This window comes from Amphritea japonica ATCC BAA-1530 (assembly GCF_016592435.1).
In the GTDB taxonomy this organism is placed as follows: domain Bacteria; phylum Pseudomonadota; class Gammaproteobacteria; order Pseudomonadales; family Balneatricaceae; genus Amphritea; species Amphritea japonica.
In genome coordinates, this window is the sequence record NZ_AP014545.1 from 3,009,415 (window position 1) to 3,035,642 (window position 26,228).

30 protein-coding genes and 1 riboswitch are annotated in these 26,228 nt (G+C 47.9%); of the genes, 17 read left to right on the forward strand and 13 right to left on the reverse strand.

Annotated elements, in window-relative coordinates; all coding sequences use genetic code 11:
• Window positions 1–2: 2 nt before the first annotated feature.
• The gene (locus AMJAP_RS13885) at window positions 3–485 is read right to left on the reverse strand and encodes a YajQ family cyclic di-GMP-binding protein (protein WP_019619932.1); all 483 of its coding nucleotides are present in this window, start codon (window positions 483–485) and stop codon (window positions 3–5) included.
• 119 nt (window positions 486–604) lie between these two features.
• On the opposite strand from AMJAP_RS13885, the gene AMJAP_RS13890 reads away from it, so the two are divergent.
• The 5 genes from AMJAP_RS13890 to AMJAP_RS13910 all read left to right on the forward strand — a co-directional run bounded on the left by AMJAP_RS13890 (window position 605) and on the right by AMJAP_RS13910 (window position 5,750).
• Window positions 605–1,516: a ketopantoate reductase family protein gene (locus tag AMJAP_RS13890; RefSeq protein ID WP_019619931.1), complete on the forward strand. Its 912-nt coding sequence runs from the start codon at window positions 605–607 to the stop codon at window positions 1,514–1,516.
• A gap of 71 nt (window positions 1,517–1,587) precedes the next feature.
• Window positions 1,588–2,424, forward strand: coding sequence for a polyphosphate kinase 2 (gene ppk2, locus AMJAP_RS13895; protein WP_040403919.1), 837 nt, complete (start codon window positions 1,588–1,590; stop codon window positions 2,422–2,424).
• A 90-nt stretch (window positions 2,425–2,514) separates the two neighbouring features.
• Window positions 2,515–2,740: riboswitch (cobalamin riboswitch) on the forward strand.
• 36 nt (window positions 2,741–2,776) lie between these two features.
• On the forward strand, window positions 2,777–4,711 hold the full coding sequence (locus AMJAP_RS13900) for a TonB-dependent receptor family protein (protein ID WP_019619929.1): 1,935 nt from the start codon (window positions 2,777–2,779) through the stop codon (window positions 4,709–4,711).
• Window positions 4,712–4,836: 125 nt separating this feature from the next.
• The gene (locus AMJAP_RS13905; RefSeq protein ID WP_019619928.1) at window positions 4,837–5,397 is read left to right on the forward strand and encodes a cob(I)yrinic acid a,c-diamide adenosyltransferase; all 561 of its coding nucleotides are present in this window, start codon (window positions 4,837–4,839) and stop codon (window positions 5,395–5,397) included.
• An 80-nt stretch (window positions 5,398–5,477) separates the two neighbouring features.
• Entirely contained in the window at window positions 5,478–5,750 is a 273-nt protein-coding gene (locus AMJAP_RS13910; protein WP_019619927.1) for a hypothetical protein, read from the forward strand.
• Window positions 5,751–5,798: 48 nt separating this feature from the next.
• Here AMJAP_RS13910 and AMJAP_RS13915 read toward each other — a convergent pair whose 3' ends face one another.
• The gene (locus tag AMJAP_RS13915) at window positions 5,799–6,686 is read right to left on the reverse strand and encodes a cobalamin-binding protein (protein ID WP_019619926.1); all 888 of its coding nucleotides are present in this window, start codon (window positions 6,684–6,686) and stop codon (window positions 5,799–5,801) included.
• 117 nt (window positions 6,687–6,803) lie between these two features.
• Here AMJAP_RS13915 and AMJAP_RS13920 point away from each other — a divergent pair, with 117 nt between their 5' ends.
• Both AMJAP_RS13920 and AMJAP_RS13925 read left to right on the forward strand, forming a co-directional pair.
• Window positions 6,804–7,991, forward strand: a complete 1,188-nt coding sequence (locus AMJAP_RS13920; RefSeq protein ID WP_019619925.1) for an NnrS family protein — start codon at window positions 6,804–6,806, stop codon at window positions 7,989–7,991.
• 124 nt (window positions 7,992–8,115) lie between these two features.
• Window positions 8,116–8,421: a TfoX/Sxy family protein gene (locus tag AMJAP_RS13925; RefSeq protein ID WP_019619924.1), complete on the forward strand. Its 306-nt coding sequence runs from the start codon at window positions 8,116–8,118 to the stop codon at window positions 8,419–8,421.
• A gap of 158 nt (window positions 8,422–8,579) precedes the next feature.
• Here the strand turns inward: AMJAP_RS13925 and acuI are convergent, their stop codons facing one another.
• Window positions 8,580–9,563: an acrylyl-CoA reductase (NADPH) gene (acuI, locus tag AMJAP_RS13930; protein ID WP_019619923.1), complete on the reverse strand. Its 984-nt coding sequence runs from the start codon at window positions 9,561–9,563 to the stop codon at window positions 8,580–8,582.
• A gap of 187 nt (window positions 9,564–9,750) precedes the next feature.
• On the opposite strand from acuI, the gene AMJAP_RS13935 reads away from it, so the two are divergent.
• Both AMJAP_RS13935 and AMJAP_RS13940 read left to right on the forward strand, forming a co-directional pair.
• The gene (locus AMJAP_RS13935) at window positions 9,751–10,497 is read left to right on the forward strand and encodes a FadR/GntR family transcriptional regulator (RefSeq protein WP_019619922.1); all 747 of its coding nucleotides are present in this window, start codon (window positions 9,751–9,753) and stop codon (window positions 10,495–10,497) included.
• 86 nt (window positions 10,498–10,583) lie between these two features.
• Entirely contained in the window at window positions 10,584–11,156 is a 573-nt protein-coding gene (locus tag AMJAP_RS13940) for a Z-ring associated ZapG family protein (RefSeq protein WP_019619921.1), read from the forward strand.
• A gap of 67 nt (window positions 11,157–11,223) precedes the next feature.
• On the opposite strand, the gene AMJAP_RS13945 is transcribed toward AMJAP_RS13940, so the two are convergent.
• Window positions 11,224–11,985 (reverse strand): Nif3-like dinuclear metal center hexameric protein, encoded by a 762-nt coding sequence (locus AMJAP_RS13945; protein ID WP_019619920.1) that lies wholly within the window; start codon window positions 11,983–11,985, stop codon window positions 11,224–11,226.
• Between the two features lie 95 nt (window positions 11,986–12,080).
• On the opposite strand from AMJAP_RS13945, the gene AMJAP_RS13950 reads away from it, so the two are divergent.
• Window positions 12,081–13,274, forward strand: coding sequence for a S1C family serine protease (locus AMJAP_RS13950; RefSeq protein WP_201356466.1), 1,194 nt, complete (start codon window positions 12,081–12,083; stop codon window positions 13,272–13,274).
• Window positions 13,275–13,347: 73 nt separating this feature from the next.
• Here the strand turns inward: AMJAP_RS13950 and hisD are convergent, their stop codons facing one another.
• The 9 genes from hisD to AMJAP_RS13995 all read right to left on the reverse strand — a co-directional run bounded on the left by hisD (window position 13,348) and on the right by AMJAP_RS13995 (window position 20,071).
• Window positions 13,348–14,655 carry a histidinol dehydrogenase gene (hisD, locus tag AMJAP_RS13955; protein WP_019619918.1) on the reverse strand — a complete coding sequence of 436 codons (1,308 nt, stop codon included), beginning with the start codon at window positions 14,653–14,655 and terminating at the stop codon, window positions 13,348–13,350.
• Window positions 14,655–15,323: an ATP phosphoribosyltransferase gene (hisG, locus tag AMJAP_RS13960; RefSeq protein WP_019619917.1), complete on the reverse strand. Its 669-nt coding sequence runs from the start codon at window positions 15,321–15,323 to the stop codon at window positions 14,655–14,657. The genes hisD and hisG overlap by 1 nt, the downstream gene beginning before the upstream one ends.
• 88 nt (window positions 15,324–15,411) lie before the next feature.
• A complete protein-coding gene (murA, locus tag AMJAP_RS13965) occupies window positions 15,412–16,674 on the reverse strand; it encodes a UDP-N-acetylglucosamine 1-carboxyvinyltransferase (RefSeq protein ID WP_019619916.1) in 1,263 nt (420 codons plus the stop codon).
• A gap of 21 nt (window positions 16,675–16,695) precedes the next feature.
• Window positions 16,696–16,935 carry a BolA family protein gene (locus AMJAP_RS13970; protein ID WP_019619915.1) on the reverse strand — a complete coding sequence of 80 codons (240 nt, stop codon included), beginning with the start codon at window positions 16,933–16,935 and terminating at the stop codon, window positions 16,696–16,698.
• Between the two features lie 112 nt (window positions 16,936–17,047).
• Window positions 17,048–17,341 (reverse strand): STAS domain-containing protein, encoded by a 294-nt coding sequence (locus tag AMJAP_RS13975; RefSeq protein WP_019619914.1) that lies wholly within the window; start codon window positions 17,339–17,341, stop codon window positions 17,048–17,050.
• Window positions 17,341–17,970: an MlaC/ttg2D family ABC transporter substrate-binding protein gene (locus AMJAP_RS13980; RefSeq protein WP_236588726.1), complete on the reverse strand. Its 630-nt coding sequence runs from the start codon at window positions 17,968–17,970 to the stop codon at window positions 17,341–17,343. Before AMJAP_RS13980 ends, AMJAP_RS13975 begins: the two co-directional genes overlap by 1 nt.
• A gap of 41 nt (window positions 17,971–18,011) precedes the next feature.
• Window positions 18,012–18,470: an outer membrane lipid asymmetry maintenance protein MlaD gene (gene mlaD, locus AMJAP_RS13985; protein ID WP_019619912.1), complete on the reverse strand. Its 459-nt coding sequence runs from the start codon at window positions 18,468–18,470 to the stop codon at window positions 18,012–18,014.
• A gap of 3 nt (window positions 18,471–18,473) precedes the next feature.
• Window positions 18,474–19,265 (reverse strand): lipid asymmetry maintenance ABC transporter permease subunit MlaE, encoded by a 792-nt coding sequence (mlaE, locus tag AMJAP_RS13990; protein ID WP_019619911.1) that lies wholly within the window; start codon window positions 19,263–19,265, stop codon window positions 18,474–18,476.
• Window positions 19,265–20,071 (reverse strand): ATP-binding cassette domain-containing protein, encoded by an 807-nt coding sequence (locus AMJAP_RS13995; RefSeq protein ID WP_019619910.1) that lies wholly within the window; start codon window positions 20,069–20,071, stop codon window positions 19,265–19,267. The genes mlaE and AMJAP_RS13995 overlap by 1 nt, the downstream gene beginning before the upstream one ends.
• A gap of 262 nt (window positions 20,072–20,333) precedes the next feature.
• On the opposite strand from AMJAP_RS13995, the gene AMJAP_RS14000 reads away from it, so the two are divergent.
• Genes AMJAP_RS14000 through AMJAP_RS14030 form a run of 7 tightly spaced genes read left to right on the forward strand, consistent with a single transcriptional unit; the run spans window position 20,334 to window position 26,212 of the window.
• Window positions 20,334–21,287, forward strand: coding sequence for a calcium/sodium antiporter (locus AMJAP_RS14000; RefSeq protein ID WP_019619909.1), 954 nt, complete (start codon window positions 20,334–20,336; stop codon window positions 21,285–21,287).
• Window positions 21,288–21,338: 51 nt separating this feature from the next.
• Window positions 21,339–22,313: a KpsF/GutQ family sugar-phosphate isomerase gene (locus AMJAP_RS14005; protein ID WP_019619908.1), complete on the forward strand. Its 975-nt coding sequence runs from the start codon at window positions 21,339–21,341 to the stop codon at window positions 22,311–22,313.
• Window positions 22,313–22,849, forward strand: coding sequence for a KdsC family phosphatase (locus tag AMJAP_RS14010; RefSeq protein ID WP_019619907.1), 537 nt, complete (start codon window positions 22,313–22,315; stop codon window positions 22,847–22,849). The genes AMJAP_RS14005 and AMJAP_RS14010 overlap by 1 nt, the downstream gene beginning before the upstream one ends.
• A complete protein-coding gene (lptC, locus tag AMJAP_RS14015) occupies window positions 22,850–23,419 on the forward strand; it encodes an LPS export ABC transporter periplasmic protein LptC (RefSeq protein ID WP_019619906.1) in 570 nt (189 codons plus the stop codon). It abuts the gene before it with no gap.
• Complete coding sequence (lptA, locus tag AMJAP_RS14020; protein WP_019619905.1) at window positions 23,409–23,963, forward strand: lipopolysaccharide transport periplasmic protein LptA; 555 nt, start codon at window positions 23,409–23,411, stop codon at window positions 23,961–23,963. Before lptC ends, lptA begins: the two co-directional genes overlap by 11 nt.
• Window positions 23,960–24,685, forward strand: coding sequence for an LPS export ABC transporter ATP-binding protein (gene lptB / locus AMJAP_RS14025; protein ID WP_019619904.1), 726 nt, complete (start codon window positions 23,960–23,962; stop codon window positions 24,683–24,685). Before lptA ends, lptB begins: the two co-directional genes overlap by 4 nt.
• A 21-nt stretch (window positions 24,686–24,706) precedes the next feature.
• Window positions 24,707–26,212, forward strand: coding sequence for an RNA polymerase factor sigma-54 (locus tag AMJAP_RS14030; protein ID WP_019619903.1), 1,506 nt, complete (start codon window positions 24,707–24,709; stop codon window positions 26,210–26,212).
• Window positions 26,213–26,228 lie beyond the last annotated feature (16 nt).

Sequence of the window (26,228 nt, forward strand, 5' to 3'; positions counted from 1 at the left end):
TATTAATCGCGGAAATTCGTGTATTGAAGGGGCAGCTCAAGATCAGCTTCACGTAACAGCGCCATAACCTGCTGAAGGTCATCACGTTTTTTCCCCGTCACTCGCACCTGTTCGCCCTGAACCTGGGATTGAACTTTCAGCTTGGCATCTTTGATCATTTTAACAACTTTCTTACTGAACGGCTGATCCAACCCTTGCTTCAGCGTCACGATCTGACGCGCACGCATATGCACGGTCTGCGCCTCACCGATCTCAAGACTCTTAGTATCAATCTTTCGGCCCACCAGCTTATTACGCAGAATATCCATCATCTGCTGCAACTGAAAATCCACCTCAGCCTGCAGCGTGATCACTTCACCCGCCAATTCAAAGGTCGCATCAACTTTATTAAAGTCATAACGGGTACCCAGCTCACGGTTTGCCTGGTCTACCGCGTTGTTTACTTCATGCAGATCCAGCTCTGACACGATATCAAATGATGGCATCGAAATTACTCCTTAAAACAATCACCGCGCACCTGCGGCCTAATTCGTTTGATCCTGCCTATCATACCGTTATGATGGACAGACACCTACCCCATTCAGCAAGAGTTTTGGAATCGATAATGCAGTGGCATATTATAGGCGCAGGAGCGATTGGTCTGCTCTGGGCCAGCAAATTACATAAGGCAGGCCATCATGTCAGTCTGATTCTTAGAAATCAGGAAAAGCTGGATCAATACCGCAATAACGGACACTTTTCTGTCACGACAAACGAACAGACAGAACACTTCGAAACAGCGGTAGAGCTGGCCGATAATACGACACCTATCCACCAGCTACTGATCACCACAAAATCTTTTGCTGCAGTAGATGCCTTTAACTCAATCCGCCACCGACTAGCCGATGATGTCCGTATTCTTTTATTACATAACGGTATGGGGCCACAACAGCAACTCGTCGATGACAATCCGGCATTAGAAATATGGGCCGGCAGCACAACCGATGGCGCATACTTCAACGCCCCCTTTAATCTTATTCGAGCAGGTATCGGCGACACCCAGATCGGCAGGCTCTCAAAACAGGGTAACGATCAGCTGTTTGAAGAGATAGCTGCTGTCGATAACAGGTTGAAACTGACAACTGATATCAACTCTGTTTTATGGCGAAAGCTGGCTATCAACTGCGCCATCAACCCCCTAACGGCACTGTACAATTGCCGTAATGGCGATCTGATTAAGTATACCGATCGGCGGGCTGCAATGGCCCAAATCTGCAAAGAAATAGACAACGTAGCCGAAGCGTCAGGCATCTTTCTTTTTGAGCGAAAGTTAATGGAACAAGCCTGGGATGTAGCAGAGCTGACCGGAAACAATCACTCATCGATGCAACAGGATGTTAGTCATAGTCGTGCCACTGAAATTGAGACCATTACCGGTTTCTTTTGCAAGATCGCAGAACAGGTTGGCATAGCCGTACCCGCAAACCAACTCGTTCTGGAAGCGATACGTACGATTAATGAACCAGACGACAATTAACCCCTGATCACAGCTAATTATTAATTACTAAACTCATAAAAGGACGTAACGATGACCAAAAAAAATCGGAGATGAGCCCCTCGGAAAGACGCAGATCATTAGGGCTAGGGGAGGATTATCCCTATGATGAGAAACTGTCCCGAAAAGCTTACGAGAAAGAGAAGCAGCAGCTACAGATCGAACTCTTGAAAATGCAGAACTGGATCAAAGCGACTGGCCAGAAAGTTGTTATCATTTTCGAAGGGAGAGATGCCGCAGGTAAAGGCGGTGCTATACAACGTTTTACCGAACACTTGAGCCCTCGGGGAGCTCGCATTGTCGCTCTGGATAAGCCCTCCGTTGTTGAGCAGGGACAATGGTACTACCAGCGCTATATGGAACAGCTCCCCAATGCTGGTGAAATGGTTCTGTTTGACCGTTCCTGGTATAACCGGGGCGGCGTAGAGCAGGTAATGGAGTTCTGTACAGAAGAGGAATATAAACTCTTCCTGAAACATACCCCAATGCTGGAACAGATTCTGGTAGAAAGTGGCGTCAAACTTTTCAAATTCTGGTTCTCAGTAAATCAGCGCGAGCAGTTCCGCCGTTTTAAGAAACGCAGTAAAGATCCGTTGAAACACTGGAAGCTCAGCCCTATGGACCTGGCTTCAGTCGAAAAATGGAAGGAATACACCAAAGCTAAAGAAGCGATGTACCATTACACCCATACTGAGTTCGCCCCCTGGACCACAATCATGTCCGATGACAAAAAACGAGCCCGGTTGGAAACGATGAAGATAGTCCTCAACGCCTTACCTTATGAGGACAAAGACAAAAAACTCGACCTTAATCCCGACAGCTCAATCGTTGCCGATGCTATGGACCGGCTTCCTCAGTTTGGGAAAAAGCACATCCCCAAGCTAGACTAAGAATGACCCCTGCGGACATTTTCCCAGATGACCCGAATTCATTAAAGCCTGACACATTTTCATTTGACCTCGGCGCTACTGCAACATAGAGTAGCGCCTCGTTCTACTGGTGCCCAAAGCTGATTCCACAGCCAGGGTTAATCGGGAAGACTGGTGCACTTTTATAAGAGAGTAAATCCAGCGCTGCCCCCGCAACGGTAAGTAACTGCAAAACTGACACACGCCACTGTCATGGGAAGGCGTCAGTTGATGTATCGATCAGCCAACTGCTGATCAGGTTACAAGCCCGGAGACCGGCCAGTAGTTAGTTCACTATTTAGGTGCACGGTGGGTGCGCTAAACAGGAAATACAATGAAACATTCCCGTCTTTATCAGGCTGTGCTGCTAGGCACTTCACTGATTTCTGCTGCTGCCGTAGCACAAGAAAACACCTTAAGCACCGTCGTCGTATCCGCTACCCGCTCAGAACAGAGTGAAAATCTGGCGCCTGCTATGATCTCTGTTATTGATTCTCAACAGATCGCTCGTAGTAACGCAAACACTCTGGCAGACCTGCTTCGCAGCAGTGGAATGGTACAAGTACGTGACACATTGGGCGACGGTAGCCGAGTATCGGTTTCGATGCGCGGCTTTGGTCAGAACACCAGCAATAACGTCCTGATTCTTGTCGACGGACGACGCTTAAACAACCCTACACTGGAAGCTCCCAGACTCAGTAGCGTTGCGGTTCACGACATCGCGCGAATAGAGATTACTCATGGCAGTGCCGGAGCTCTCTATGGCGATCAGGCTGTTGGCGGTGTTATCAATATCATTACCAAGACATCGACAGAAACCCGCGGCAGCATCCAGATCAGTAGCGGCAGTGATGATACTAATAGCCTACAGGCCAATATTAGCCACAGCTATGACAACGGTATCGGTATCCGCCTCAGTGGCAAACACGCTGTCAGTGACGGTTATCGTGATAATAATGATTCCGAATTTGATACCTACACCGGCGAACTAAGCTATCAGCACAACAGCGGAGAGCTGTTTATCGAAAAGCAGAAAATCAATGATGATCTGCGCCTGCCAGGTGCTCTGAATGACACCGACTTAGCAGAAGATCGGCGCCAGAGTTCTAAGGATGATTTCAGCAACGGTACAACTGACATCCTCATATTTGGTATTGATCAAGTTCTGACAGACAATCTCAGCCTGCTAGGTGAATATAGCAAAAGGGAATCTAATAACTACGGTTACCTTGGCGCTAACTTTAATAATGGTTCCACAGTCGAAAGCCTCACACCGCGACTCAGTGGTGAATGGGATCTGAATCAGGGCACGCTATATTTAACAGGTGGTTTTGACCAGATCCAGAGTAACTATGAGAACTCATGGGGCAGTAAATATAGACAAGACCTTCGCGCTTTCTACTTACAGACCATTATCCCGCTAAACAGCAGCCTGGATCTGACCTTAGGCGCACGTCACAGCCGGGTAGAAGATAAAAACTTAAGCAGCTTCACATCAAAAAGTCGGAACAACAAGGAAAGTGCAACAGTCAAAGAGATCGGACTATCCTGGCAGTTGAATCCGCAACAGCGCCTATTTGTAAGACGTGATGAAAGCTTCCGTTTTGCCAACCTGGACGAGCATGGCTTTACTTTACCCTCTGTCGAATTCCTCAAACCGCAGGAAGGCACATCCTGGGAGATGGGGTGGCAGCGTCAGCTAGACGACTCCAGCATAACAACCAGCCTTTACCACCTGACATTAAAGAATGAAATCCTTTACGATGCGGAAATAGCTAATCCATTTGGTTTCGGGGGTAAAGGGGCAAATATTAACCTTGATGACTCTCGACGACAGGGAGTAATCATAGAATTTAGCCAGACGCTGACACCGGCCTTACTTGCAGGTGCGACCTACACCTATACCGATGCAGAGCTGACTTCAGGAAGCTTCAAAGGAAACGCAGTACCATTCGTGGCAGAACACACACTGAACCTGTTTACCGATTATCAGTTCAGCAGCCAATGGAGTCTGTTTGTCGATGGCCAGTACACCGGTTCTCGTTATCAGGATGACGATAATTTAAATGTACAACGTCAAATCCCGGAGCAGTTTATTCTGAACACTGCTGTTAATTATAAGCGCGATAACTGGTTTGCAAGCTTCAAGGTAAATAACCTGAGTAACGAGAAATACGACGGTTATGCTATCTATTCAGCCTTCTCTGGTGCCAATCACTACCCCGCCCCTGAGCGCAACCTGAAACTGACCCTGGGCTACCGCTTTTAAGCGATCCAGAGTCTAATTATTTTAGTGATAAAAGGGGAGCGAAATACGCTCCCCTTTTTTATACTGATAAAACGGTTTGCTGAATATACTAACGTTTCACAACCTATTCTCTGGAGGAGATCAATATGGCCAATCGCCTCACCAAGATCTACACCCGTACCGGTGACAAAGGGACTACTTCGCTAGCCAACGGCAGTAAAGTCAATAAAGACCACCCTCGCATAGAAACTCTGGGAGACGCCGACGAGCTAAACTGTCTGCTCGGCGTATTGATTGCTGAGCTAACCGCTCAGGAACCGTTAAGGAAGCTGTTGATACAGTGTCAGAATGACCTGTTTGATCTGGGGGGTGAATTGGCAGTAGCTGATCCCGATTACCAAGTCATTACCGCAGCAGTCATTACTGAGATGGAACAACAGATCGACCGCTTAAATAGCCATTTACCGCCCCTGAAAGAGTTTATTCTTCCGGGCGGCAATCGTGTAGCCGCACTTTGCCACCAGGCACGTAGCGTATGCCGGCGGGCTGAACGTCGAATTGTTGAACTTGCACGACAAGAAACGGTCAATCAGGAAGCTGCTACTTATCTTAACAGGCTATCCGACCTGCTGTTTGTCGCAGCACGGATACTGGCCCGTCAGGATGATGGCGAGGAAGTATTATGGAGCCCCCGTAAGCCAACCTGATTCCGTATTAATAAATATTACCCATAAAAGGCAAAACACCGGTTACCGTTGCGAGTGTTTAACTTAAAAGAGAGATTAATATGTTGCGTTTCATCACCCCACTGACCATCACTCTGACACTAACTCTGTTAGCGCCTCTGGCCCAGGCTGATTGTGCCGATGAACAAAACTGGTGTGAGACTAAGTGCGAAGTGAAACATATTACAGACAACGCTGCAGCTACCGGCTGTAAATCCAAATGCGTTGCAGCCCGCGCTGCCTGCAGTACCCAGTCTGGCGCAGAGACCGCTTGGGACGCAACTAAAGATGCCGCCCAAAAAACTAAATCATTTTTTAAAGGGCTGACCGAATAAGCTTTACTCGCTGTTTCTATTCCAACTGTCAGTTAAGTATCCGTCAGGCTATTGAGTAACAACCTCTCTGGCCTGCTGCATCAAAGTACACATTTGCTCGGCACCATCCAGAATACGCATCGTCGGGCGATAAAGCAGATCTTCGTTGAGCCGATAGAATTGCGCATACCGACTGGCCGACAGCGTTGGCCAGCGCTGCCATTGTCGCTCCCAGCCTTCAGGCACATTTTCACCAGTCAGAATTATTTGTGGATCGGTTAACAACACAGACTCAACCCCTAATCTGGGAATCACTTCCTTATGTTCCGAAAACACATTCGTCCCGCCACACAGGCCGATCACCCGATCAACCAACTGGGTATGGTTTATCGTCATTAATGGCTGATTCCAAAGTTGATAAAACACCCGTAATTTTTCGCTCCGGTTAAAGCGTTGCTGTAACGCCTGCAATCGCTCTTCAAATAAGATGGCCTGTTGTTCCGCCCCCGGGAGCTGAAACAATTCACCCAGCGCACGCAAATTAAAAGGGATATCACTGAATTCATGTGGATCCGAATAATAAACCGGAATACCCATCTGCTCTAATCGCTGCAGCGGTAGCTGAGGGTTCCCCCCTGGCCAGGCGATAATCAGATCTGGCTGTAACTTAATAATGGCTTCTAAATTAAAGCTCTGAGAGCCCCCCACAACAGGAAGCTCTGTCGCAGCTACCGGATAATCACTATGGCTTGCCACACCCACCAAATAAGGACCGGCACCAATAGCAAACAAGTTTTCAGTAATATGGGGCGCCAAAGCAATAACCCGACGGGCAGGTTGAGCAATATCAATCACCCGACCCTGGTTATCTGACACACTAATGCCTGCCTCAACCACTGAAGCAGCGATCAGCAAGGTACATACAAACAACTTAAAACAGAGTAACGTCAACCGCATAACGAACAGCCGAACCTATGTGATAGAGTTAGGAAAGCAACAATTTTACTCTATTCAACAGGATAAAAGCGCACGGCTGTAGTTTTTATCATTGATTTTCTAAGGCATAGACACCCAATGCAGATTCAAGAACCCAACCAAAGCAGAGGCTTTGCCCTCTTTAATCTGGGCTTTAGACCCTTTTTCCTTTTCGCCGCCCTGTCCAGTTTACTATTGATGGTCCACTGGCTGATGTTGCTGGGGAAAGGTCATTTAACTTATAGCTATTATCAACTTAGTCAGTTTTGGCATGGTCATGAAATGCTTTTTGGCTATGCTGTCGCAGTCATCGTTGGCTTTCTGCTGACCGCAGTACGCAATTGGACCTCCATCCAAACACCTTACGGTAAAACCCTCGCCGGGCTTTTCCTGCTCTGGTTGAGTGCACGCCTGTTACCGGTTATCAGCGAGTTCTTTGTACCCATACCTCCTGTGGTGATTGCCGCTATCGATCTGATCTTTCTGCCATTAGTCGTCCTGTCTATCAGCATACCGATTATCCGCTCAGGTAATTACCGCAACCTGATCTTCACTGTAATTCTGATCGCCATGACACTGGCAAACCTGTTAACCCACCTGCAACTATTAGGGCTAACTGAATCAACTCTGGCAAAAGGGATGCAGTTAGAACTAGGACTGATTGTTGTCGTCATGTGCGTCATGGGAGGTCGTGTAATCCCATTTTTCACCGAACGCGCGCTGGCATTTGATGCAAAGCGATTCAACTGGATTGAAAAATCGATCATCCCACTGGCGGCGGGCTGGCTGATAGCAGATCTGTTTCAATTACATATCGCCACCAGCCTGCTTGCAGCTACAAACGCTCTTGTACACTTTATTCGACTAGCGGGCTGGTTTAAACCTCGCATGTTCCGTAACCCCCTTATCTGGATCTTGCATGCCGCCTACCTGTTTATTCCACTGGGCTTTTTGCTTGACGCTTTAAGCGGGCTATCACTGCTATCGCCCTATCTTGCTATCCACGCTTTTGCCGCTGGCGCGATTGGGTCTATGACTATCGGCATGATGGCCAGAGTTTCTCTGGGTCACACAGCCAGACCACTCAAGCTGGCAAAAGTAACCGTTGCCGCCTTTATCGTGATGGTCACCGCAGGGGTGATCCGGGTAGCCCTGCCACTGATACCCGAACTCAGTTCGATCGCTATTCATATATCCGGCGCTCTCTGGGCTGTATCCTGGCTACTGTTTCTGATTCCTTATACCTCGATTCTGTTAAAACCCAGAATGGATGGACAGTTTGGATAATCTAAGTCATCCCGACCCGGCTATGCCGCTGGCCAGACATCACTGATGACATTCTCACTATGAAAAAAAACGCTACCAAAAAGCCTGCTAAAGACTCTTTCTCAACCTTATTCAGGTTCGATTGATGCAACGCTTAAGAGATATGCCGGGATTAGGGCCTAAGTCTGAGGACTCGCTGATACAGGTAAGAATTAATACACCCGAAGAGTTACGGGATATCGGAGCAGTCCGCGCATTTTTCAGGCTTAGTAAAGAGTCTGACACCAAGCCCAGCCTTAACCTTCTTTATGCCATGGTCGGCGCCCTTGAAGGTGAAAGCTGGCTAAAAATTGCTAAACATGAAAAAAGTCGCCTACTATCCGAATTAGAAGGCTACCGGGAATTGGAAGAACTGTTTCAAGCAGAAGGAATAAAACTTCCCCCGCCATAGGCCGGACAGCTAAAACAAAAAAAGAGACTATATAGGTCTCTTTTTTTGTTTTTCCTAGCAAGTCGCGGAGCGACGTCTAACCACTAGCAAGCGGCGTAGCCGCATCTAGCTAGCCTGCGAAGCGGGCGGTCTGACAAATAATTACCGCTGCGCGGTAATTATTTGTTGGGATCTACCAACGTCCGACCCTGAACCTTGCCCGCAACAATATCTGCGGCGGCCTGAGGCAGCTCTGACAAACCAATAACATTCGAAATTTCACCCAATGCATTGGCAGGCAAGTCCGTCAACAATCGACTCCAGGCAGCAGAACGAATATCTGCCGGACAAAGCACTGAATCAACACCCTGTAGACGAACGTTACGCAAAATAAATGGCATAACAGTAGAGGGGAGTTTATATCCACCTGCCAGGCCACACGCAGCAACGACACCCCGATAATCGGTCTCAGCCAATAGCCGAGCCAAAATAGTGTCACCTACCGTATCAATTGCACCAGCCCAACGCTGTTTTTCCAAGGGCCGCGCTTTTTCAGCCATCTCTTCACGGGACAACAGCTCAGTTGCACCCAGACCTCGCAAATATTCATGCGTCGACTCGCGTCCAGTAACAGCAGCGACGTTGTAACCCAGTTTACTCAGAATCGCCACGGCAACACTACCAACACCACCAGCCGCACCGGTAACAACAACAGTACCTTTATCTGGAGTAATACCTCCCTCCTCCAGTGCCATCACACAAAGCATTGCTGTCAGACCTGCGGTACCGATGCTCATCGCTTTAGCAGCATCCATCCCCTGCGGCATCTTAACCAGCCATTCTGGCTTCATACGGGCATACTGACTGTAACCACCCCAATAACGCTCACCCACACTCCAGCCGGTCATAATAACCTCATCACCCGGCTGAAAACCCGGATCACGTGATTCTTTTACAACCCCTGCCAGATCGATACCCGGTACCATTGGAAAGCTATGAACGATTTTGCCTGTCCCGGTGACTGCCAGTCCATCTTTATAATTTAGTGAGGAGTAGGTCACCTCAATCAATACATCTTCATCAGGCAGATCACTCAATTCCAGTTGCTTGATTGCGGCTAACGTTTTGCCTTCTTCCTGCTCCAGTACCAGGGCATTAAACATAATTCACCTCTTCTTTTCTTTATGAAGTTTTCTATTCACACTTTCTCTGCAAGCTTAAACTACAAACTTAAATCTATTTGTCTTACAAATTAACATTAGCCAAATTTACACCAATTTTATTTGTCTTACAAATTAACAATAAGTCGATTATATGAAATAATCTCTCTACCACTGTAGGAGATATTCCGTGAGTTTAGAAATAGCGCCCGTTGCCCAGCGTAGCCTTTCAAGTCAGATCGCCCATCAAATCCGTCAGGCGATTATGGATGGTTCCCTTAAGGCAGATGATCGCCTGCCAACAGAGGAAGAGCTGGCACAGCGTTATCAAGTTTCCCGACCGACTATCCGCGAAGCGCTCAAACGGCTGGCAGCACAAAACCTGATTCGTTCTCGCAGAGGCCCAACCGGCGGGACTTTTATTAACCGCCCTTCCGCTGCAGACCTGAGCGATGCACTGGCAAGCGCTACCACCCTGCTGGTAGGTATGAACGCGTTCTCAATGGAAGATATTAATCAAACCCGGTTACTATTGGGAACAAGCTGTCTGCAGTTAGCCGCGCAGCATATAAATGACGAACAACTGCATCAGTTAGAGCGGGAGCTTGTTCAGCAACAAGATGATAGCCTTTCACCTGAACAATTCTGCGCATCAGATGTTCGTTTTCACCGACTCATTGCAGAAACCTCTGGCAATCCGCTACTCAGTTTCATCATGCACAGTGTCATTGAGGCCCTGCAACCGGTCAGCAACATGGTGACTTTTCGCTTTAGGGAACGTTCCGTCATTATTGACCAACACCAGCGCTTACTTGCCGCATTGCAGCAACGCAACCCGGAACTAGCCTGCTCGATCTTTACAGAGCAAGTCTGTTATCTGGCCGAAAAAACAGATCAGGCACAACAATGGAAAGCTGAAAAGCCCGCTGAATCATGAATAACAATACACCTAAATTAACGTAGGATTCAGTCTTCAATTGCGGTATTCTTTTGCTGTAGATCAGCAGGATTTGAGGAATTACAGTGGAAGAGAATAGCGTCTGGATTATTGGTATCGTTACCCTGGCAGCCGGCACATTGATCGGTTATCTGATGGGCCGTTCCGGTGACAACTCTGGCCAACAGAAGTTAGTCGATCAATTGAATGAAGCTCAGCAGGAGCTAAATGAGTATAAAGGACAGGTCAACGGTCACTTCGAAAAAACCGCAGAGCTGGTCAACAACCTGACAGAAAGTTACCGAGAAGTGCACCAGCACTTGGCACAGGGTTCAGAAAGCCTATGCAAAGGGGAACATTCACCAGCTCAGCTGAACAGTGATACTCAGTCCAAACTTACTGAACTGACTGACAACGAGCAAGATGAGCAAATACCAACGGTCACCGAAGAAATGGCTCCTGAACCTGAAGAGCCTGAAGCTGTTGAGCCTCCTCGAGACTACGCGCCTAAAAGCCCGGATGAAGAGGGTACTCTGTCTGAAAAATTTGGGCTCAAGAAGGAACAGGAAGCAGACGAGGGAGAAGATATCCCACCGATTTTAAAGGACCATGTCCCCGATAATAGCCCGAAGGATAGTGATACCAAGGCGTCAGTCTGATAATAAACACTCATTAAAAAAACCGACTTCTGTCGGTTTTTTTCTGCCCGCTAAGTCATTACTGGACTCAGACCGGATTTTTTATATCAATGAACTCATGCTCAAGATTAAACGTCCCGGCCAAGTGCTCGCCCAATGCCTGCACCCCGTAACGCTCTGTCGCATGATGGCCAGCGGCAAAGTAATGAATTCCCAGCTCTCTTGCAAAATGGACTGTAGGTTCGGAAATCTCCCCTGATATAAATGCATCTACCCCTAAGGCAGCTGCTTTTTCAATATACCCCTGAGCAGCACCGGTACACCAGCCAACAGTGGCTATCTGCTCCGGTCCCCCTTCAATATGCAGGACTTCACGATCCAGTGCTGTTTTAATACGCTGACTAAACTCACTCCCACTTAAGGGCCTGTCCAAGCACCCCGTCAAACCAATACTCAATGGATTATCAGGCTCCAGCCCCCCCTGTACCTTCAACCCAAGCTTTTCAGCAAGCTGTGCATTATTCCCCAAGAGAGGATGGCCATCTAAAGGCAAATGGTATGCCACCAGGCTGATATCATGATTCAGAAGCGTTTGCAGGCGACGCTTTTTCATCCCAGTAACAGGCTCCGCCTCACCCTTCCAGAAATAACCGTGATGCACCAGAATAAGATCAGCCTCCAGCTCTACCGCTCTATCCAGTAAGGCCTGACTGGCAGTAACCCCTGATATAATCCTGCTGACTTCATTCCCGCCTTCCACCTGTAATCCATTAGGACAATAATCCCGATATTTATCAGGCGTTAACAGAGTGTCACAGTAATCAATCAGTTGTTTTAGCGATATAGCCATAATCTTTTCTTTAAATTCCCAAAGTTACCGGATAATCCGTATAATTCTATGACAGCTGTATAACTTTACCACTGTTTATAAAGGCTTATTACGTGATTCAACGCTTTGCTTTTCTGGTCTGGCCTATCCTGTCGGGTATATTGGCAGCGATAGCGCTACTGATCTATCTGCCAGATATGTTTGCACCGCAGGCAAACACGCTACAGGTCAACCAGGCGGACGACTCTCAGAGTAGTCGCCAAGGGCCGTTTTCCTATGCTGATGCCGTAGAACATGCTGCCCCAAGCGTGGTAAACATCTATACGCGCACAGCGTTACCGAATAATAACAAAGCTCTCTACAACGACCCCGACATTCAACAGCACTACGATAAGAATCAAAATAAAGAACGAACTCAGTCTAGCCTGGGATCCGGCGTAATTCTAAGCCCGGAAGGCTATATCGCCACCAACAATCATGTCATCTCCGGCGCTGATAGTATCGTTGTTGCACTGAAAGATGGTAGGGAGGCTACAGCATCTGTCATCGGTAGTGATCCGGATACAGACCTTGCTGTCTTAAAAATAAACCTTCCCGACCTCCCCGGTATTACCATTAGCTCCTCTGCAAATCTCAGAGTCGGCGATGTCACCCTGGCAATCGGCAATCCTTTCGGAGTTGGACAGACCGTGACGATGGGAATTATTAGCGCAACCGGCCGCAACCAGCTGGGACTCAATACCTATGAAGATTTTATTCAAACCGATGCAGCGATTAATCCAGGCAATTCCGGAGGCGCACTGATCAATGCTGCTGGCCATCTGATCGGCATAAACACGGCGATATTTTCACGCTCAGGAGGGTCTCAGGGCATTGGGTTTGCTATCCCCTCGAATCAAGCCAAGCAGGTAATGCAGGATTTAATTGAACACGGACGAGTGATACGGGGCTGGGTTGGCGTTGAAGCACAAGAAATTACAGCCGAGCTAGCCGAATCGTTCGGCCTGAAAGATACCAAAGGCCTGATCATCGCTGGCGTATTCCGAGACGGCCCAGCCCATAAAGGCGGCCTGCTACCCGGCGATATTCTGTTAGAGATCAACGGTAAAAAAATCATCAACAGCTACAACTCAATGTACAGTGTGGCCCGCATGTTGCCAGAAACAAGCCTTCCTTTGAAGGTATGGCGTAACGGTAAAGTACTGGAGCTCATGATAACCGTTGCTGAACGCCCGATTAAAGGTGTGAGTAACCAGAACAACACTCCTGACGACGCCCCTGAAAACAGCCCCAACGGAAGTGAAAACTAACCAGCCTGGATCTCAGGCTGAATAGTGAAAAAAAAGCCCCGCACTAGCGAGGCTTATTTAAACGCTGGATTGCTCAATCCTTTATGCGATATTCAGCAGAACGAGCATGGGCGGTCAGACTTTCACCCCGCGCTAGTACAGAAGCGACTTTACCCATTTCTGACGCACCGTCTTCAGAAAACATAATTAAAGAAGAACGTTTCTGGAAGTCATACACTCCCAGAGGTGAAGAGAATCTGGCCGTGCCGGATGTCGGCAGAACATGGTTCGGCCCGGCACAGTAATCACCCAACGCTTCTGCGGTATATCGCCCCATAAAGATCGCTCCTGCATGCTTAATCTGCGGTAGCAACGCCTGAGGGTCCTCAACAGAAAGCTCCAGATGCTCAGGCGCAATCCGATTGTTCACCAATGCCGCTTCGTCAAGATCTGCAACTTTAATCAACGCAGCACGGTCTATCAGTGATCGAGAAATAATAGCTTCTCGCTCCATGGTAGGCAGGAGTTTATCAATACTGGCGCTGACCTTATCAAGAAATGCCGCATCCGGGCTGATCAAAATGGGTTGTGCATCCTCATCATGCTCTGCCTGTGAGAACAGATCCATCGCTATCCAGTCTGGATCGGTATTACCATCACAGATCACCAGGATCTCAGATGGGCCCGCAATCATGTCAATGCCAACCGTACCGTACACAGCTCGCTTAGCCGTAGCGACAAAAATATTACCCGGGCCGACAATCTTATCGACCTTAGGGATAGTTTCGGTGCCGTAGGCCAGCGCTGCAACAGCCTGAGCGCCGCCAACCGCAAAAGCGCGGCTAACGCCCGCCAGAGCGGCCGCTGCCAGAACCAGCTGATTAACCTCTCCGTCAGGGGTCGGCACAACCATAATCAACTCTTCTACGCCCGCCACATGAGCAGGTATAGCATTCATCAGTACCGATGACGGATAAGACGCTTTACCGCCGGGCACATAGAGGCCCGCTCTGTCCATTGGTGTAACTTTCTGACCTAACAAAGTACCATCAGCTTCCTGATACTGCCAGGACTCACCTTTTTGTCGCTCATGGTAATCACGCACCCGCTGAGCAGCTACGGTTAACGCATGACGCTGATCCTCAGGCAGGTTTTCAAGCGCCTCCTGCATATCCTTCTGGGAAAACTCAAGCTCTGCCATTGAGCTCGCATTCAGCCGATCAAAACGGTTGGTGAATTCGACCACCGCCTGATCACCTTCAACTTTAACCCGTTCCAGAATCTCATCAACGGTTCGGTTGATCTCTTTATTGGAAACCGATTCCCAGGCCAACAACTTATCCAGTTGTTCGCTGAAATCCGCCTGCTGACTATCTAATCTTTGAACATTTACATTGGCCATTATAAGTCAGCCTTCTCTACTTCCACGCCTTCTTTACGGGCCTCAACAGCTGCCGCCAATAACTCAAGGATAGGCTGTATCTGCCGATGCTTCATCTTCATCGCCGCTTTACCTACCACCATACGAGAACTAACGTAGCAGATATCTTCCAGAGGCTCTAAACCATTAGCCCGTAATGTATTTCCGGTATCGACAATATCCACAATGCGGTCAGCCAGACCCATAATCGGGGCTAGCTCCATCGCACCATAGAGTTTGATAATATCAACCTGACGCCCCTGACGAGCAAAGTACGCCTTGGTGACATTGACAAATTTCGTCGCAACTTTCATCCGCCCCTGAACATCAGCAGCACCTTTCATCCCTGCTACCATCAATCTGCACTTAGCGATATCAAGATCTAAAGGTTCGTAAAGCCCTTTTGCACCATACTCAAGCAACACATCTTTACCGGCAACACCCATATCTGCGCCACCATTCTCAACATAGGTTGGCACATCGGTCGCACGGATAACCACTAACTTAATATTGTCGTGATTAGTATCGAAAATCAGCTTTCGACTACTGAAAATATCTTCAGCAGGAATAATATTTGCCGCTTCCAAGAGAGGTAGCGTATCTTTCAGAATACGCCCTTTAGATAGCGCAATGGTCAGGTTCTGTTTCATATTTGCTGTTTCGTTGCCACTTAAAAAATCAGGTTAGACTCTCTGTCTATGCCGGTATACGTTCAAACTCTATATACATCTACTCCGGTTATCCCGGAACCCGCCTTATCTTTGCTCCAAGTAACTGGAGTTTCTCTTCGATACACTCATAGCCACGGTCAATATGGTAGATACGATCGATAACAGTATCACCAGTGGCTACCATTGCCGCGATAACCAGGCTCGCAGACGCACGCAAATCGGTAGCCATCACTGGCGCACCATGGAGCTCTTCACGCCCTTCAGTAATAGCAGTATTGCCATCTATGGTGATCTTAGCCCCCATCCGTAGCATCTCTTGCATATGCATAAACCGATTTTCGAAGACGGTCTCTTTAATCACGCCCATGCCTTCAGCAATAATATTCAGCGCAGCAAACTGAGCCTGCATATCGGTCGGGAACGCAGGATATGGTGCGGTTGTAATACTAACCGCCTTAGGTTGCTTACCTTTCATATCCAGACTGATCCAGTCTTCTCCAGTCTCAATTTCAGCACCCGCTTCTTCCAGCTTTTGCAGCACCGCATCAAGAGTATCAGGGCGTGTATCTTTAACTTTAACTCTACCCCGTGTCGCGGCAGCGGCCACCAGGTAAGTACCTGATTCAATGCGATCGGCCATCACCGGGAAACTGCAACTCTTCAAAGAGGCTACGCCGTTTACGGTGATTGTGTCGGTGCCATGACCCGTAATATCTGCGCCCATCGCAATCAGGAATTCAGCCAGATCGACAATTTCAGGTTCTCTTGCCGCATTCTCGATAATAGATTGCCCTTCTGCAAGAGCGGCAGCCATCAGGATATTCTCGGTGCCGGTCACCGTAACGATATCGAAGAACACCCGTCCGCCTTTAAGACGCCCATCCGAGGTCGCACGAATAAAACCTTCTTCTACTGTTATTTCAGCACCCAGTGCTTCCAGACCTTTAAGGTGCAGATCAACCGGACGACTACCAATAGCACAGCCTCCTGGCAGGGAGACTTCCGCATGACCAAAATGTGCCAGCAAAGGCCCCAATACCAGAATAGAGGCACGCATGGTCTTAACCAGCTCGTACGGCGCAACGGTCGATGTCAGGGTACGGGTATCAATCTCAACATTGAGTTTCTCATCAATGGTGAGATCCACACCCATCTGCCGGAGCAGCTCGAGCATCGTAGTAATATCATGCAGATGCGGTAGATTACTGATAGTTACCGGCTCATCGGCCAGTAAGGTCGCAGCCAGAATCGGCAGTGCAGAGTTCTTCGCACCGGAGATACGTACGTCACCGTCCAGGCGAGTTCCACCTGTAATAATCAGTTTATCCATGAAATAAGATCTCTATGCGCTTCAGTTCAGTTCTGCCCACTGGGCACGAGTGTAGGTTTTGATGGTTAGAGCATGAATACTGCCATCAGCAATCTGATCTGCCAGGCAGGCATATACCATCTGTTGTTTCTTAACCGGGCGCTGACCTTCAAAAAGATCGCCGACTACCGTCACCTGAAAATTACAGCCCTCACCTTCAGGGAATACTTCACAACCTTCCAGCTTCTCTTCCAGAATCCGTTTTACGTCTTCGATTTGCATGCACGATACCGATGAAAATTTGGGGAAAATATTAGGTCGGCCATGATAGCCGAAAATAAGACAAAAGGCGATGTCTGTAGCGAATCAGCCAGTCTTGTAAGTACCCGGACGACTAGCTCAGACCTAAAGAATCCAACCCGGCCAATCGGGCAATAGAACTAAGCTCTGCTGGGACATTTTGTGCCACCAATACTACTTCATTGCGTTTCGAGCGACGCTGCAGACACAACCAAAGCGATACCGCAGAACTATCTACTCGGGAGACCTGCGTAAAATCGATTACAAGGGGCTTTTCAGCCCTGTCGATAAAACCCTCAAGCTCTGTCCGAACCGATAAAACCGTACCGAACAACAGATCACCAGATAACACTGCAGAGCTGCCATTAAACTCAACTCGAGCGGTCATCAGCTATCCTTACTGCTATTATTGGCCATCGCCATTTTCCAGTCTGCGATGACCTGCTTTACATCTCCGCCACTGCGGGAAACCATATCAGAAAACTGGTTTTTAAAATTCAAGCGCAGATTAATCCCATCAACCAGCACATTCACCAGTTTCCAGCCGTCAGCCTGCTTCAACATGTAATACACCAATGTATACTGCTGACCCAAAGATGAGTAGATGTAAACACTCACAATCTGTTTCTCTACTTTCGGGCTTGGTTTTCCTTGCGGAGCCATTTCGTAGCGAACTATATCAAAACCAACCAAAGACTTAGCAAAGGTACGCACCATCGTATCTTTAAAAACGCCTGAGAATTCCTGCTGCTGTTGCGCGTTTACACGACGAAAATACTTACCCATCACTCGCTTAGATACATAATCAAAATCTACGACAGGGTTAAGAATAGTTTCGATCTCATTTATCAACAACTCTGGCTGCTCTGGCTGTTTCAATACTTCATTTTCAAGCACAGTCATCATGCTAGCAGAAGCTTGCTCAACAGCATCACGCGCCTCATCCCAGGAGGCGTTGGCGGTAAAGCTAACAAGCAGCATTAATAGTGCTGCCAGACAGCGATTCAAATAACTCATTTTAATCAATTCCATTTCCTAACAAACCGGTTCTACAAAAATCATTCTGACGCTTTATTGAAGAGAAATTTACCGATCAACTCTTCCAGCACCAGAGAGGATTGAGTATCTTCAATATACCCCCCCTCTGTTAGCACTTCATCATCAGCGCCTGTGGTAATGCCGATATATTTCTCACCCAACAAACCTGCTGTCAGGATAGACGCTGAACTATCAACTGTCAGGTAATCCACATCACCATTCATCTCAATTTCAACAACAGCCATCAACCTTTCTGGATCGATACGAATAGCACTCACCTGCCCAATGGTTACACCCGACATAGATACTTTAGAGCGCGCTGTCAGTCCACCCACATTTTCAAACAAAGCATAGACTTTATATGAGCCCTCCTGCTTCGATAACCCCAGCCCGCTGACATTGATAGCCAATACCGCCAGCGAGAGAGCACCCACCAACATAAAGATACCAACAGCCAGCTCAACTCCACGAATACGCATGTTTCAAAAATCTCCAAACATCAATGCTGTCATAATAAAATCAAGTCCAAGTATAGCCAGAGATGAGTAGACTACCGTCTTAGTCGTTGCCTGACTTATCCCTTCAGAAGTGGGTAATGAATCATACCCCTGAAACACTGCTACCCAAGTCACAACCAAACCAAAGACCTGCGCTTTAATCAGGCCATTTACCACATCATCAAAGAAATCAACGGAGTTTTGCATGTTCGCCCAGAACGACCCTTCATACACACCCAGCCACTCCACACCGACCAGCATAGCCCCCCAAACACCTACAGCACTGAAGATCATCGTCAGAATGGGTAAACTAATAAAACCTGCCCAGAAACGGGGAGCTATAATCCTGCGCAGAGGGTCTACACCGATCATCTCCATACTGGACAACTGTTCGGTCGCCTTCATAAGCCCAATTTCTGCAGTTAACGCAGAACCAGCCCTGCCAGCAAACAATAATGCGGCAACAACAGGCGCTAATTCCCGAACCAGGCTTAGCGCCACCATTTGGCCAACCGCCTGTTCAGAGCCGTAATCCACCAGAATGGTATAACCCTGAAGTGCCAGAACCATGCCGATAAAAAGCCCGGAGACAATAATAATAATCATCGATAGCACGCCGACAGAATAAAGCTGTCGGATCAGCATTGGAAACGACTGAACTGGGTCAGGACGGGCAACAATGGCATTAACCAATACCATGCCAGAACGCCCAATCGCTTCAATCTTATCCAGTCCAGCCCGGCCAAACAGAGCGATATTATCTAATACTGGTCGCATCACCCCTCCATCAGCTCTGCAGTAATATCAGCAGCCGGAAAATGAAATGGAACGGGGCCATCGGGCAGCCCCAACATAAACTGCCGGACTTGCTCCGAATCCACCTGTGCTAACTGCTCAGGTGTGCCCTGAGCGATCACTCCGGCATCAGCTATTATATAGACATAATCAGCAATACTCAGGGCTTCCTTAATATCATGAGAGACAATAATACTAGTATGCCCCAACGCCTGATTAAGCTTCTTAATCAAATTAACCAGTACTCCCATAGCGATAGGATCCTGACCCGCAAACGGCTCATCATACATAACCAGAGCCGGAGCGAGCGCTATAGCCCGAGCCAAAGCAACTCGTCGGGACATACCACCTGACAATTCACTTGGCATTAGCTGCGCGGCTCCGCGTAAACCGACCGCCTGCAACTTCATCAGAACAACATCCCTGACCATATCTTCAGGCAGCTTAGTATGGACTCTGATAGGAAAAGCCACGTTTTCAAAAACGGTCATATCAGTAAACAGAGCACCACTCTGAAATAACATCCCCATTTTTTCACGAACATCGAATAGCTCGGAGCGCCCCAGGCGCGGAATATCATCACCATCCAGCAAAATTGAACCGGAATCAGGCTTCAATTGACCACCAATCAACCTGAGCAGAGTGGTTTTACCTGTACCACTTGGGCCCATGATAGCCGTCACTTTACCCCTGGGAATACGTAGATCCACATCTTTATAGATGTAGCGTTCCCCCCGGCTAAAGGTAAGTTGCTTAATATCAATAATGATATCGTCAAAAAGATCCATAATAACGATGACTCAAACTAGACCATATAAGGGCTACGAAGCAGTCTCACAAAGACTGCTTTAAAAATATAAATGATGCAGGAGAGGTAAACTTTAATCGACCCAAAACCGCCGCATTGCCATTAAAAAATGCCCGACGACTATAACACTCTTGCCATTAAACTTGAATAAATTCAGCATCCACTGCAGCAACCTCTTGCACATGTCTCATATAATTCATTAAATAGGCCTCCGTTTTAATCACAGCTGAACAAATAACCTGATGCTATACCCTATTATCGCTCTGTTAGTTGGTTTTATTATACTGGTCTGGAGTGCAGACCGTTTTGTCATCGGTGCAGCAGGTACCGCTAAGAACTTTGGCATGTCTCCCATGCTGATCGGACTAACCGTGGTCTCTTTTGGTACCTCGGCTCCGGAAATACTGGTTTCTGTTATGGCCTCGACTACCGGAGCAGGAAGCCTGGCCGTTGGTAACGCACTGGGCTCTAACATAGCAAATATTGGCTTAGTCCTCGGGATAACCGCTCTTGTGGCCCCCCTGCCTGTAAAGTCGAAAGTATTGAAACAAGAGATCCCCCTGTTACTGGCGATAACTTTCCTGGCCGGCGGTGTCCTCTACGATCTTTACCTAGGACGAATCGATTCCGTCATTCTTATTCTTTCACTGATAGCCTGCTTATTCTTGTTCACTCGATTTCAGCGTAACGCCAGTGATGAAGATTTGACTGATGAAGAAGAGGAACTACCTGAACTACCCACTTCATGGGCTATTTTCTGGCTTATTATCGGCCTTTTGCTATTGGCTGGCAGCTCCCGGTTACTGGTCTGGGGCGCGACAGAGATAGCCACCACCCTCGGAGTAAGTGAACTTATTATCGGTCTGACTATCGTAGCTATAGGTACCAGCCTGCCAGAGCTGGCAGCATCGGTTGCCAGCGCCCTAAAAGGCCATACTGATATAGCACTTGGAAATATTGTCGGCTCAAACATATTCAACATTGCCGCAGTAATGGCGGTTCCCGGGCTTATAGCGCCCATTGAACTGGAGTCGATTGTACTATTACGGGATTATGGAATGACGCTGGGGCTAACGTTGTTATTAGCACTACTTGCCCTTGTTCAAAAGCCACCCAAAATCTCTCGTGTTGAAGGGGGATTACTGGTGACAGCCTATGCAGGCTATCTGGCACTGCTATACAATATGAGTATCTGACTTTTCAGACGGCGACTCTCTTCCTGAATAACGAGCTGTGAATATAGAGCTATGAACAAAGAACTGGATTTTTTAGCATCGGCCAAACGCACTATTTTGATGGAGCGAGACGCTGTCAACGACCTGATCACTCATCTGGACTCCAATTTTGAAACAGCCTGCAAGCTGGCGCTGGAATGTAAAGGCCGGGTAATCGTCACTGGCATGGGGAAAAGCGGTCATATTGGCAACAAAATAGCGGCAACTCTGGCCTCTACCGGCACCCCTTCTTTTTTTGTTCACCCTGGCGAAGCCAGTCATGGCGACTTAGGCATGTTCACCTCTGATGATGTCGTCATCGCTCTATCCAACTCAGGTGAGACCAGCGAAGTACTGTCCATACTGCCACTGATTAAGCGTATGAAAGCCCCACTAATCAGCATTACAGGAAACCCGGGCTCAACTCTGTCCCGTAGCGCTGACGCTAATCTGAACGTGACTATTAGCGAAGAAGCCTGCCCATTAGGCCTTGCCCCCACGTCCAGCACTACTGCGACGCTGGTCATTGGTGATGCCCTGGCTATTGCGTTATTGGAAGCCCGCGGTTTTAGTGCTGAAGACTTTGCCTTTTCGCATCCCGGCGGTAGTCTGGGTCGACGCTTATTACTTAAAGTCTCGGATATCATGCACAGCGGAAATGACATTCCCAAAGTCAGCGATACCACGATGCTCAATGAAGCACTTATGGAAGTCACCCGCAAACGCCTGGGCATGACAACGGTTATCGACGCTGCAGGTATTCTGCAGGGAATATTCACTGACGGTGACCTGCGTCGAACCCTCGATCATGAAATTGATATGAAGAACACCCTGATTACCGAAGTAATGACCACCAGCTGCACGACAGTTAACAGCGAAATACTCGCGGCAGAAGCGCTACAAATCATGCAGGAAAAACAGATCAATGCACTGATCGTACTGGATGAGATGCAACGGCCCGTTGGAGCACTTAACATGCATGACATGCTTAAAGCAGGAGTCATCTGATGCACGCCATACTCAGCGAACAATTGATCCACAAACTGTTACCGGTAAAACTCGCAGTCTTCGATGTAGACGGTGTCCTCACGGATGGCAAACTAAACTTTCTGGCTGACGGAACTGAAGTAAAAAACTTCAATACTCTGGATGGCCTGGGCATTAAGCTCTTAGCTCAAAGCGGTATAAAAACTGCGATCATTACCGGTCGCCGCTCACCTCAGGTAGAACGAAGAGCGGAATCACTAGGCTTTGATTATCTATACCAGGGGCGTGAAGATAAGCTCACCGCCTTGAAGGAACTATGGCTCGATACCGGTTTCCAGGCAAACGAAACCGCTTATATCGGTGATGACCTGCCCGACCTTGCGGCTATTCGCGCGGTGGCATTTGGCGCAACGGTGAACGGAGGACATCAATTTGTCGCCCAGCATGCAGACTGGTGCACTCACAGGACCGCAGGTAATGGTGCAGGACGTGAATTTTGCGAAACCATTCTTGCCGCTCAGGGTAAATTGGAAGCCCTGTACGGAGAGTATCTGTAAATGCTGACCGGTCGCGCCCGGCTTGCTGCGGCAGCAGCCATTCTGATCCCTGCTGTCATCTACCTTGGCATGGATGAAGAGCGCCGGCCTAACAAAATCAAGCAGGAACCCAATCCCGCTTATCAACAATCAGACTATTATATTATCAACGGTCGAATCAGAGACTACGATAACCACGGTCACCTGAAACAACAACTCAGCTCAAGCCAGCTGGAGCATCAGCCAGTGCAACAGCTTATTCTTGTTACCAATCCAGAGTTGCAGCTATACAGCGCGAGCCTTCCCAGCCACAAAGCGAGCAGCGCAAGCGGCATCATTCGTGACAACAATGATTCAATCACCTTAGACGGTACAGTGTTATTACAAGACAGCCCTGACCCACAACAGGCCAATATATTGCAGACTGAATCATTGATATTTTATCCACAGAAAAATCTTGCACAAACAGATAAAAAAGTCACCATAACCAACACTACCAGCACAACCACCAGTGTTGGCATGACAATAGATACCGACAGTGGCATTCTTAAGCTGCTATCTGAAGTAACCGGAGTGCATAATGCTAATTAACGTTGTAAAGAAAAGCCTATGCGCATCTCTGCTATGCCTATCCTGTCTGGTTCAGGCCCTCCCTGAAGATGCCCGCCAGGCGATTCACATCACCGCCGACAGCGCGACCCGGAATGATAAGACAGGTATTACCATATACAGTGGCGATGTTATATTGACTCAGGGTAGTATGAAAATAACCGGCAAGTCCCTTGAACTAAGACAAACCGGAAAAGCAGTGTCCTCAATCATTGCAAAAGGCAACCTGGCACAGTTTCAACAGCGCCCGGCAGCTAACAAAGAGATAACCCATGCATACGGTAAGGTTCTTGATTACAATATCCACACGAAAGAGCTGGAAATAACGGGTCAGGCAAAAGTATCGCAAGGCACCGACAGTTTCAGCGGTAATAGAATTGTATATGATATGAAGAAGAGCACCGTTAATGCATTTGGTGACAGCAGTTCGAAAGGCGAACGGGTACAGATGATTATTCAACCCAAAGCAGCACAAGAAACTAAAGATACCAGCGAACCACCCATCGGAGAATCAAACAGCCAATGAGTCGACTTGAAGCAAGCAATCTGGCAAAGAGCTACAAAGGTCGCGCTGTTGTAAAAGATGTCTCAATTTCGATAGAAAGTGGGCAAATTGTCGGTTTACTGGGACCAAACGGTGCAGGTAAGACTACCTGTTTCTATATGATTGTCGGGCTGGTCGATGCCGACCAGGGACGAATCAGGATTGATCACCAGAATTTAACCCTGGAACCCATGCACGGCAGAGCACGAAAAGGCATAGGCTACCTACCCCAGGAAGCATCAATTTTTCGTAAACTAAGCGTCCATGATAACCTGATGGCAATCCTGGAAACCCGTAAAGAGTTAAGCCGTAGTGAAAGAAAACAGAAGCTAAACGAGCTCTTGGAAGAGTTTCACATTACTCACCTGAGCAACAGCCTGGGAATGAGTTTATCCGGGGGCGAGAGGCGTCGGGTCGAAATAGCCAGGGCTCTGGCGACTGAACCGACATTTATTTTGCTGGATGAGCCTTTTGCCGGCGTAGATCCGATCTCGGTAAGTGATATAAAACAAACCGTTAAGCATCTGCAAAACAAAGGGATCGGTGTACTGATAACCGATCACAACGTTCGTGAGACTCTGGACATCTGCGAACAGGCTTACATTGTCAGCGAAGGCTATATTCTTGCCGAAGGGTCACCAGAAGATATACTTGCGAACCAACAAGTCAGAGAAGCCTATTTAGGCGATCAGTTCCGTTTGTAACAGGCATATAAGCGACACTCTATGAAACAGGCGTTACAGCTTAAAATTGGTCAGCACCTGACCATGACCCCTCAATTGCAGCAAGCGATTCGCTTGTTGCAATTATCGACGCTTGACCTGCAACAGGAGATCCAGGAAGCACTTGAGTCCAATCCAATGCTTGAGGTAAATGAAGATGAACTCAACGTTGAAATAGCTCCGACTCAAGAGTCTTCTCAAAGTGAACAACCCATCACCGAAAACACGACAAGTGCGACAACTGAGTCAGAAGAGATCCAGGTAGCAGATGGTGACTGGAGCGAGAACATCCCTGAGGAACTATCAACTGACAGTAGCTGGGAAGATACTTACCAAACCGTATCTTCTTCATCATCATCTTCCCATGACTTTTCTGACATGGAGATGGAGTCAAACGATACTGCGGATGAAACCCTTCAGGACCACCTTTCCTGGCAGCTCAATCTCACACCGATGAGTGACGTCGATCAGCTGATCGCCACTAATATTATCGACGGTATTGATGTCGATGGATATTTAACAATTGAGCTGGACTCAATTCTCGAACACTTTCAGGCCCAGAACGAAGAGCTACTCAACAGCATCGAGTTAGATGAAGTTGAAGCGGTACTGCATCGCATACAACAGTTTGACCCACCTGGCGTAGCCGCACGTAACCTGAGTGAATGCCTGGCAATCCAGCTACGACAGTTACCGGGAGAAACAGAGTACCGGGCAGAGGCTCTGAAAATTGTCTCTCAGTATATCCACCTGCTGGGCAATCACGACTATAAGCAGTTGATGCGAAAAGCACGCATACGTGAACCTCAGTTGTTACAAGCAATCAGCCTGATTCAAACACTTAATCCTAAGCCGGGCTCCTCAATTACCAGCTCCCAATCTGAATATGTTATTCCGGATGTACTGGTCTATAAAGAGAACGACGTTTGGCAGGTACAACTAAACCCGGAAGTTGCTCCAAAATTACGGGTCAATGATAGCTATGCGGGTCTGATTCGCAGAGCGGACAACAGCCCCGACAACACCTATTTAAAGAACCACCTCCAGGAGGCTCGCTGGTTTATAAAAAGCCTCTTAAGCCGAAACGACACGCTAATGAAAGTCACCCGTGAAATCATAAAACGGCAGGAAGCATTTCTGGAGCATGGTGACGAAGCGATGCGACCAATGGTTCTACATGACATTGCAGAAGCGGTCGAAATGCACGAATCAACTATCTCGCGGGTTACCACCCAGAAGTTCATGCATACGCCAAACGGAATATTTGAGCTAAAGTATTTTTTCTCAAGTCACGTAACAACGGCCAATGGAGGCACCTGTTCTTCAACGGCAATCCGCGCACTCATTAAGAAACTGGTTGCTGCTGAAAACCCAACCAAACCTTTAAGCGATAACAAGATAGCGCTGCTCTTAGAAGAGCAAGGTATCAATGTTGCGCGCAGAACCATTGCAAAATACCGAGAGTCGCTTAATATTCCGCCTTCTAATGAACGCAAGCGTCTGGTTTAATAGCTTAATATCCATA

What these genes read in the sequence shown, in the direction of transcription:
- AMJAP_RS13885 (WP_019619932.1), bottom strand. Translation starts at nt 485, where the DNA reads ATGCCATCATTTGATATCGTGTCAGAGCTGGATCTGCATGAAGTAAAC.
- AMJAP_RS13890 (WP_019619931.1), top strand. Translation starts at nt 605, where the DNA reads ATGCAGTGGCATATTATAGGCGCAGGAGCGATTGGTCTGCTCTGGGCC.
- ppk2 (WP_040403919.1), top strand. Translation starts at nt 1,588, where the DNA reads ATGAGCCCCTCGGAAAGACGCAGATCATTAGGGCTAGGGGAGGATTAT.
- AMJAP_RS13900 (WP_019619929.1), top strand. Translation starts at nt 2,777, where the DNA reads ATGAAACATTCCCGTCTTTATCAGGCTGTGCTGCTAGGCACTTCACTG.
- AMJAP_RS13905 (WP_019619928.1), top strand. Translation starts at nt 4,837, where the DNA reads ATGGCCAATCGCCTCACCAAGATCTACACCCGTACCGGTGACAAAGGG.
- AMJAP_RS13910 (WP_019619927.1), top strand. Translation starts at nt 5,478, where the DNA reads ATGTTGCGTTTCATCACCCCACTGACCATCACTCTGACACTAACTCTG.
- AMJAP_RS13915 (WP_019619926.1), bottom strand. Translation starts at nt 6,686, where the DNA reads ATGCGGTTGACGTTACTCTGTTTTAAGTTGTTTGTATGTACCTTGCTG.
- AMJAP_RS13920 (WP_019619925.1), top strand. Translation starts at nt 6,804, where the DNA reads ATGCAGATTCAAGAACCCAACCAAAGCAGAGGCTTTGCCCTCTTTAAT.
- AMJAP_RS13925 (WP_019619924.1), top strand. Translation starts at nt 8,116, where the DNA reads ATGCAACGCTTAAGAGATATGCCGGGATTAGGGCCTAAGTCTGAGGAC.
- acuI (WP_019619923.1), bottom strand. Translation starts at nt 9,563, where the DNA reads ATGTTTAATGCCCTGGTACTGGAGCAGGAAGAAGGCAAAACGTTAGCC.
- AMJAP_RS13945 (WP_019619920.1), bottom strand. Translation starts at nt 11,985, where the DNA reads ATGGCTATATCGCTAAAACAACTGATTGATTACTGTGACACTCTGTTA.
- hisD (WP_019619918.1), bottom strand. Translation starts at nt 14,655, where the DNA reads ATGGCCAATGTAAATGTTCAAAGATTAGATAGTCAGCAGGCGGATTTC.
- hisG (WP_019619917.1), bottom strand. Translation starts at nt 15,323, where the DNA reads ATGAAACAGAACCTGACCATTGCGCTATCTAAAGGGCGTATTCTGAAA.
- murA (WP_019619916.1), bottom strand. Translation starts at nt 16,674, where the DNA reads ATGGATAAACTGATTATTACAGGTGGAACTCGCCTGGACGGTGACGTA.
- AMJAP_RS13970 (WP_019619915.1), bottom strand. Translation starts at nt 16,935, where the DNA reads ATGCAAATCGAAGACGTAAAACGGATTCTGGAAGAGAAGCTGGAAGGT.
- AMJAP_RS13975 (WP_019619914.1), bottom strand. Translation starts at nt 17,341, where the DNA reads ATGACCGCTCGAGTTGAGTTTAATGGCAGCTCTGCAGTGTTATCTGGT.
- AMJAP_RS13980 (WP_236588726.1), bottom strand. Translation starts at nt 17,970, where the DNA reads ATGAGTTATTTGAATCGCTGTCTGGCAGCACTATTAATGCTGCTTGTT.
- mlaD (WP_019619912.1), bottom strand. Translation starts at nt 18,470, where the DNA reads ATGCGTATTCGTGGAGTTGAGCTGGCTGTTGGTATCTTTATGTTGGTG.
- mlaE (WP_019619911.1), bottom strand. Translation starts at nt 19,265, where the DNA reads ATGCGACCAGTATTAGATAATATCGCTCTGTTTGGCCGGGCTGGACTG.
- AMJAP_RS13995 (WP_019619910.1), bottom strand. Translation starts at nt 20,071, where the DNA reads ATGGATCTTTTTGACGATATCATTATTGATATTAAGCAACTTACCTTT.
- AMJAP_RS14000 (WP_019619909.1), top strand. Translation starts at nt 20,334, where the DNA reads ATGCTATACCCTATTATCGCTCTGTTAGTTGGTTTTATTATACTGGTC.
- AMJAP_RS14005 (WP_019619908.1), top strand. Translation starts at nt 21,339, where the DNA reads ATGAACAAAGAACTGGATTTTTTAGCATCGGCCAAACGCACTATTTTG.
- AMJAP_RS14010 (WP_019619907.1), top strand. Translation starts at nt 22,313, where the DNA reads ATGCACGCCATACTCAGCGAACAATTGATCCACAAACTGTTACCGGTA.
- lptC (WP_019619906.1), top strand. Translation starts at nt 22,850, where the DNA reads ATGCTGACCGGTCGCGCCCGGCTTGCTGCGGCAGCAGCCATTCTGATC.
- lptA (WP_019619905.1), top strand. Translation starts at nt 23,409, where the DNA reads ATGCTAATTAACGTTGTAAAGAAAAGCCTATGCGCATCTCTGCTATGC.
- lptB (WP_019619904.1), top strand. Translation starts at nt 23,960, where the DNA reads ATGAGTCGACTTGAAGCAAGCAATCTGGCAAAGAGCTACAAAGGTCGC.
- AMJAP_RS14030 (WP_019619903.1), top strand. Translation starts at nt 24,707, where the DNA reads ATGAAACAGGCGTTACAGCTTAAAATTGGTCAGCACCTGACCATGACC.